At 56.6% G+C, this 6942-nt stretch carries 8 protein-coding genes; 4 read left to right on the forward strand and 4 right to left on the reverse strand.

Annotated elements, in window-relative coordinates; translation table 11 throughout:
* From B2Y33_RS06835 to B2Y33_RS06845, 3 genes are all read left to right on the forward strand, one after another.
* Positions 1-694, forward strand: a 694-nt coding sequence (locus B2Y33_RS06835) for a YncE family protein (protein WP_288632795.1), incomplete at its 5' end; no start/stop codon positions are given.
* 144 nt (positions 695-838) lie between these two features.
* The gene (locus B2Y33_RS06840) at positions 839-1240 is read left to right on the forward strand and encodes an ATP-binding protein (protein WP_206406138.1); all 402 of its coding nucleotides are present in this window, start codon (positions 839-841) and stop codon (positions 1238-1240) included.
* Between the two features lie 488 nt (positions 1241-1728).
* A complete protein-coding gene (locus B2Y33_RS06845) occupies positions 1729-1929 on the forward strand; it encodes a heavy-metal-associated domain-containing protein (RefSeq protein WP_034114911.1) in 201 nt (66 codons plus the stop codon).
* Between the two features lie 269 nt (positions 1930-2198).
* Here the strand turns inward: B2Y33_RS06845 and flgB are convergent, their stop codons facing one another.
* Positions 2199-2612, reverse strand: coding sequence for a flagellar basal body rod protein FlgB (gene flgB / locus B2Y33_RS06850; protein WP_206406137.1), 414 nt, complete (start codon positions 2610-2612; stop codon positions 2199-2201).
* A 439-nt stretch (positions 2613-3051) separates the two neighbouring features.
* Here flgB and B2Y33_RS06855 point away from each other — a divergent pair, with 439 nt between their 5' ends.
* Positions 3052-3231: a co-regulatory protein PtrA N-terminal domain-containing protein gene (locus tag B2Y33_RS06855; protein WP_376744013.1), complete on the forward strand. Its 180-nt coding sequence runs from the start codon at positions 3052-3054 to the stop codon at positions 3229-3231.
* Positions 3232-3644: 413 nt separating this feature from the next.
* Here B2Y33_RS06855 and B2Y33_RS06860 read toward each other — a convergent pair whose 3' ends face one another.
* From B2Y33_RS06860 to B2Y33_RS06870, 3 genes are read right to left on the reverse strand one after another with little or no spacing between them, the layout of a single operon-like run.
* The gene (locus B2Y33_RS06860; protein ID WP_024015038.1) at positions 3645-4616 is read right to left on the reverse strand and encodes an ExeA family protein; all 972 of its coding nucleotides are present in this window, start codon (positions 4614-4616) and stop codon (positions 3645-3647) included.
* A complete protein-coding gene (locus tag B2Y33_RS06865; RefSeq protein ID WP_206406139.1) occupies positions 4606-6243 on the reverse strand; it encodes a DDE-type integrase/transposase/recombinase in 1638 nt (545 codons plus the stop codon). The genes B2Y33_RS06860 and B2Y33_RS06865 overlap by 11 nt, the downstream gene beginning before the upstream one ends.
* Before the next feature lie 4 nt (positions 6244-6247).
* Positions 6248-6823 carry a recombinase family protein gene (locus B2Y33_RS06870; RefSeq protein ID WP_206406136.1) on the reverse strand — a complete coding sequence of 192 codons (576 nt, stop codon included), beginning with the start codon at positions 6821-6823 and terminating at the stop codon, positions 6248-6250.
* Between the last annotated feature and the right edge of the window lie 119 nt (positions 6824-6942).

Here is a 6942-nt window from a genome sequence, read left to right on the forward strand (position 1 = left end):
TAGGAAACCCGGGGCGATTCATCCGACCCATGTGGTGGTGTCGCCAGATGGCCGCCTTGCCTACGTCACCAACGGCGGCGACGACACGGTGAGTGTGATTGACACATCGGCACAGCGCGTTGTCGCCACGGTTCCGGTCGGCAAGTTCCCCCACGGTCTTCGCATCAGTCCGGACGGCAAGCAGGCCTACGTCGCCAACCTCAAGGGCGGCACCGTGTCGGTCATTGATACCGTCAGCCAAAAGGAGATCGCGCAGGTGCAGGTAGGCAAGGGGCCGGCTCAAGTCGGCTTCACGCCGGACGGTCGTCTTGTCTTGGTGTCGCTGTCGGAAGAAAACGCCATCGCCGTGATAAACCCGGCCACACGACAGGTGATTCGCAAGGTTGCCGTCGGAACGGTGCCTATCCAGCTGTACGTCACGCCGGATTCGCGCACGCTGCTGGTGGCCAACCAGGGCACGCCCAAGAAGCCTGGCAAAACCGTCAGTCTGATCGACCTAGAGAGTTTCAAGGTCGCCAAGACAGTCGTGACTGGCGCCGGTGCTCATGGCGTGGTCGTCGACCGTGAAGGACGGTACGCATACGTTACCAACACCTACGCCAACTCGGTCTCCGTACTCGACGTGAAGGACCGCAAGGTCACGAAGACCCTACCGGTCGGCAAAGGCCCCAACGGCATCAGCGTGACGCCTTGACGGTTTGACCGTCGCGTGCAGCCCCAGGGAGCGAGACCCAAGCCCTGGAAAAATCTGCGAAGCCCGCAACGACGCCTACGAGCAGGCGTTTAGCCTGCTGTTTCAGAACCCCGTCATGTTCGACACATAGCCATCGCTCACGAAGTGAATCGGGTAACTGATTATTTATCTCTGATCGCTGAAGACAAGGGCATCGTTTTGGAGGTGACCGGAGATGCAAAAATCTTGGGAGACCGTTTGCTGGTGCAGCGTGCAATCACCAATCTGGTGTCTAACGCTGTCCGTCATGCCGCTTTCAATTCAAAGGTCACCTTAGCCATCGCTGCAGAAGGCCCAAACGTTACCTTGGCGGTGACCAACGTGGGTGAGTCGCCCCGGCCCATCTGGAGCGGGTCCTTGATCGCTTTTACCGCGTTTTCCGGCCGTCCGCGCTCCGGTGGCGGTACCAGGGCTCGGCCTTCCATCATGTTGTCCCATGGCGGACAAGTCCGGGTGCGCAGCCAAAAGGATGGCAAAACGCCTTTCACATTGGTATTCCGGCTTTAAAGCAGTCCGGCAAGCCTTGACCAGGAAAAGTTAGCGCAACTGGGAAATATCCATCAACGGTTTGATACTGGGGCCGAATCGCCCAATCGTTTCCCTATGCTCTTTAAGTTGGTTGTAGGGAAGATATCGGATGCCCAGCTCGGATACTCACGAGAAAACGGGTCTCTTGAGTTGCTGTGCAAACTCATCACGGCGATTGTCGGGGGCGACCAGAAACTAGGTGCCGGCGGCTCCTACCTGCGTACCCAGTGCAAGGTCTAGCATGCGTACACCCCGACCCTGACGGGTGTGCCTGATTGAGGTGTGCTCCAGCCGGACATAGGCCGTGTCACAAAGGCTGAAGCCGGTCGGTTGTCGCTTAGTGTGCGGAACTCCGTTTTCTGCGATCTCCCCAAATCAGGGTGCAGGCAAGACTTGACCTTGCCATAATGTCAACGTTTATGCTGTATTTGCGGCTAAAGAAGCCGCTCAATACGAGAGGAATAACTATGTTCGTCTTAGATGTGTCCGGCATTGGTTGCGGCAGCTGCATTAGCAAAATCACCAAAGCTATTCACGCGTTGGATAGCGAGGCAAGGGTTTTGGTGGATCGTGCTGCCGGCAAGGTCAACGTTGAAAGTAGCGAAAACCCTGAGCGAGTCCGCGCAGCTGTGGAAACATTGGGTTTTCCTTCCAAAATCAGCGCCTGATGGTGCTGATCCGCTCCAGCTTTAACGCTCCCATATACAGGCTCTCCCTGGGCTCATTTCAGATATGAGCCCAGGGCCGAGATAAGCTGATCAAAGTCTTCTTGGCGCTTTCCTAGAGTAATAGCTTCAGCACCTATCCAGCCCGCCTCGATGGTTCAATGAGCACAATGAGGTAGGCAATGGATCGAAGTCTGCTGACATTGAGTTTAGGGCAGCCAGGGCAGGGATAACCGGCCTGTTCTATAATGCGAGTACTTATTTTTTTGCAATTACTCCCCACGAAGAGCCTTAATCAGGCCTTTAAATGAACCATTGAGTCGGGTGAACGCTGCCTCGAAATGAATTTCATTTTCCGTATACTTCGCAAGCTCGACTTGCTGATCCACGGTATTTTGGTCCAGGGACGGTTGATTTGGAATTCTGTAAAGTAAAGCTCTCTCATCAATTTCGGCTGCTGATCCGTTCCCAGCAATGTGCTTTAGGTTTGTTGTTTGTAAAGAAAACTGAGCATCCGCCATTCGCTTTGACTGGCTTGCAAGCAAGACATGAAAGTCCAAGTCGCGGGCCTTGAAATTTGGCGTATCGGCGTTAGCTATATTATTGCTCAGCACCTCCGCTCTTTGGCTGCGATAAATTAACGCTCTTTCCGCAGAACCAACGGCTTTTTCAAAACTAATACTCACACCTAATCACCTTTGTGGAATTACCAGTCCCGACGCAATACGCATATCGAACACCCAAGGTTAAATACAATGCATCAGCGTCGGCGGATTTCAGATCCTGTTCAGCTGTTCAAAAACCGTCGAATCTCTTTAAAAATGACGGGAAGCTTACAAAATTGTCATATATAAATTTTAATCGGTTAAATACGATGCAGTGTTGCTTGGATGAGTGAGAGCTTACGAATTAATCCGCCTGCTATTCAAGAGAAAAGTAGCAGCCTGACACAACTGTAATATTCACCTAAGGTTTCTGACAGGGGATGAGTCCTAAAGTTATATCGAGCCTAGAGCTCAGCCCCAAGAATCATTTTTCAATGTGGATTCAACGGGATGACCAAAACTTATTCGAGGATACCCCCATGAAATCCATTAAAACCCTGTTTGTCATAGCCGCTTTGTCATAGCCGCTTTGACCGTCTCTTCTCTGGCGATGGCCGAAGGTGGCGGTGACCGGACGTTCGCGCGCATGGAGGCTGCAATGAAGAGGTCAATGGACGCGTACCAAATTGCCCAAAAGCAAGGCACTCAACCCCCAGTAGCCGAGAGCAAAGCCAACGCTGTCGACCAAGCCAAATATTGAACGGCTCGATGCACTCCCAAGCTGACAGAAATGTAATCACCTCGGTGGTTAAAATGTGGCAATTTCTGAGCTCGCCTGCCGTATGAGTTTAGTCATTTGCGGCGGCGGGCAAGGTTCATAGATATTCGAGACGAGCTCCTGAGAGCCCGCTAACCTATAAGCACAATCCACAGCGTGTTTCGCACGGTTTCCCTTTCGACTGACTGGATATAAACGGCATGCATTCCAAAACCTCTAGGTGTAGCGGCCTGCATTTAAAAACGTCCCGACCTGCAATCAATACGATTTTCGACCGGAATTAACTGCGACTGACCGGCCCGGCAAACCAGCATTAACTGCGAATGAGCCTGCATTGATCCGCGCCGACCTGCATTCCATCGTCGCCAGCCTGCATTATTTGCAAATGACAGGACTCAGATAGGCAAGCCCGCTGCCAGCATCTTGTCACGTAACTCAACCGCCCGCGCCGGGTCTAGCGCATTACTGAACAGAGCCTTGATTTCGGTGGGTTTGGCATCGAATTGCTCCACTAGATCCTTGATGCGGTAGCCGTGACGAGTGAGGGTTGGCTCCAGATCATCCAGTTGGCGCGACAGCACCGATTGCACGAGTTCCGCCGAAACGGGTTTCTCGCCGGTCAGGTAGCCGGCTTCCAGTGCCAGGCTGAGGTGCAGTTGGATTTGCAGTGGCGTGCGCAGTTTAGTGGCGAGTAGGTCGATCGCGTCTTCGGTCAGAATCGACTCGGGTTCGACCTTCCCCGCAGTGCAGGTTTCCAGCAGCCACTGAATGTATTCCCGCTGACTGCCAGCAATGCCATCGAGCGAGAAGATGTCGGTGCGGTAGCCGATTTCCTCCATCGTCGGTCGGCGCAGGTCGTTACGCAGCTTGGGATGCCCGGCCAACACGATCGACAGCCGCCCGTCACCGTCCTCCACCAGCTCCATCAGACGCTTAAGACCGGTCAGGGTATGGCCGTTGAGGTCATGGGCCTCATCGACGAACAGGGCGACCGGGCGCTTGTTCTTCCTCACCAACTCGCGTAGGTCACGCTCACGCTTTTCGCCCTGGGTGGGGATGCGTACCTGCTTCTCGGTGGAGAGGTCATAGAAGAGCGCTGCGATGAAAGTGGCCAGCTTGATGCTGTGCTTTTCAATGGCGAGAGACTTGGAGACCGTGATCTTCTTTTCCTCTTCCATCGCTTGTTGAAGCCGGCGCAGCATTACGGTCTTGCCGCTGCCGATGACGCCGCACAGTGCAATCAGCCGTCCTTCGAAGATCGCCCCCTTGATGTCCTTGATCAACTGCTGATGGTGGGCGGTTTCAAAATAGCCGGCCTGGTTCAGTGGCAACGCCAGTCCGTAGTGCTGCATTACTTCAGCCCGCATGTTCTTCTCCTGTTTTCTTATGGCGGAAGTAGCCCCGCACGCGCTCCAAGACAATGCGGCGTGTCAGGGTTTCGCTCAGCACCTGATGGATGAAGGCTTGATCGTCGGGAGAGAGCTTAGCCAACGGCTGCGCTAGGTCATCGGCAATGGCGAGCTTGGCGGCGATGGCATTGGGAAACCGGTATTCGTGCGCCTCGGCATCGAAGGGTTGGCGTGGCAGTGCCGTCGGAATAATAGAGGGTGTGAGTCGCACATCGTCGCCAGCCAATGCGGCGATAGGCAGGCCAAGCTGGCCGGCTAGCAAGCGGATGCGATCAGAGCGCTCATCCGCCTTGCCGCGTTTGAAGGCGCGGTAACGATGTAGGGGAATTGGCCCGGAGACGGGGTAGTAAGGTCCGAAGCGCTCCCCCTCGAACTCGGCATAGAGTTCGTCATCGAACAAGCCCCAGAGCAACACCACGGTTTCGCCCGCCATGTCGGGCTCCACCTCGTAGGCCGTGCCGTCGATGGTGACGCGGGCATCGACGCCGACCTTGCGTCGTTCCGGCTCGCGGGCAAAGCGGCAAAACTGTTCCCAGGTGCACATTTCGCGCAGGCCCTCGACGGGCAGGTTGGCCAGCCAGTCCTCAATCCGCGAATGCGGTTCGGAGCGATGATCCTGCACGTTGTAGGTGCGCACCAGATAACGCAGCAGCCACTCATTGGCCTGCGCTTCGGTTTCCGGTTTGTGGAAGTGATACAGCGTCTCGTGGGCTTCCTTCACCGTGCGGAAGGGGCGCTCCACTTTGCCTTTCGAGCGAGCCGTGGTGCGGGTGCCATCCTTGCCGGCCGGGATGTATGTCTGCCATTCGATGTCCAGCGCCTGCATGACGTTCTGGAATACTCGGCGTTTGGCCACCGGGCCGTTGTCCAGGTAGATCATCTTCGGGCGGCCTTGGAAGGGAAAAGTCGGGTCCGCCTTCAGCGTCATGGCGTTGAACAGGAAGCGCAGCGCTGACTCCGCGTCCTCGCCATATACACAGTGGTACTCCTGATAGGCCACTCCGCTGCGGTCATCCACCACGCTGAACAGCATCAGCGTCGGCATGCCCCTAGCCGGATCGATCCAGTCCGGCTTATCGATGTGCTTGAGGTCGGAGGGCGACAGGTCGAACTGCCAGCAGTCATTGCTGTGCGCAGCCTGAAAGCGGGTGGCCGGTGGTTGCCGCAACAGCCGCGACTGGTCCAGGTGCCAGCGGCTTAGGTACTCGTTCACCGTGCTGCGGGTCAGAACCCCTTTGGGCGCCTTGACCAAGCCTTGCTCGGTTTCCACCCCATAGCCCTCCAGCAGCTCGATGGCACGGCGGGTAGATAGGTGCCGCCCTTGTTTGTTGGTGGTGCGCAGTTTCAGCGCGGCAATTAGCTCGCAGTAGCGCTCCAGCTCGGCCTGCTGCAATACCCGCGGCTTACCATGGTCGGCGCGGTGAGCCGCGTGGGGTTTATGGATGAGGTTCAGCGCCCGGTATACGGTGCTTGGGGACACGCCGTACAACTCGGCTATCGCGGCCACCTGAGTAATCCGTTCCGGGCTTTTCTTGGGCAGACGGTCGAGCCGCTGCCGCAACTGCATCAGCGAATCGGTCGGGATGGCTTTACGCCGCCCGCTGGGCATCACGCTCGGCCTCGGTGAGATAGTTGTAGAGCGTCGAGCGGCCGATGCCCATCATCCGACAGATTTCCGCCACGGTATGTTTCCGCTCATGGTAGAGGCGCAGGGCAAGCTCCTGCTTGGCCGGGTCGAGCCGTTTCTTGCGTCCGCCCTTGCGGCCTCGCGCCCGTGCAGCGGATAAGCCGGCTTGGGTGCGCTCGCGGATTAGGTTGCGTTCGAACTCGGCCAAGGCACCGAACAGGTGAAACACCAGGCGGCCACCAATCGAGGCGGTGTCGATGTTTTCCTGCAAGCTGCGCAAGCCGACGCCGGCGGCGTCCAATTGCTCAACCAGCCGGATCAGATCCTTCAGCGAGCGGTCGAGGCGATCCAGGCGCCAAATCACCACGGTGTCGTCACGGCGTAGCGTGGCCAGCAAAGCGGTCAAGCCAACCCGCTCAGCCTTGGCACCGCTGGCGGTATCCTCGAACACCCGCTCGCAGCCGATCTTCGCCAGAGCATCGCGTTGCAGATCGAGGAGTTGGTCGTCGGTCGAGACGCGGGCATATCCAATCAACATGGCGTTGTCCAACTATTCAGCGATAGTTCAGTGTAGTCGGATACTGAAAGATGGGGACTGTAGTTGGATGCCAACGATGCGGGTTTGCGTGGGAATTGTGTCACTTTCAGAAGGCGACA

The sequence above is a fragment of the Pseudomonas sp. UBA5666 genome, from assembly GCF_002420785.1.
GTDB lineage: Bacteria > Pseudomonadota > Gammaproteobacteria > Pseudomonadales > Pseudomonadaceae > Aquipseudomonas > Aquipseudomonas fulva.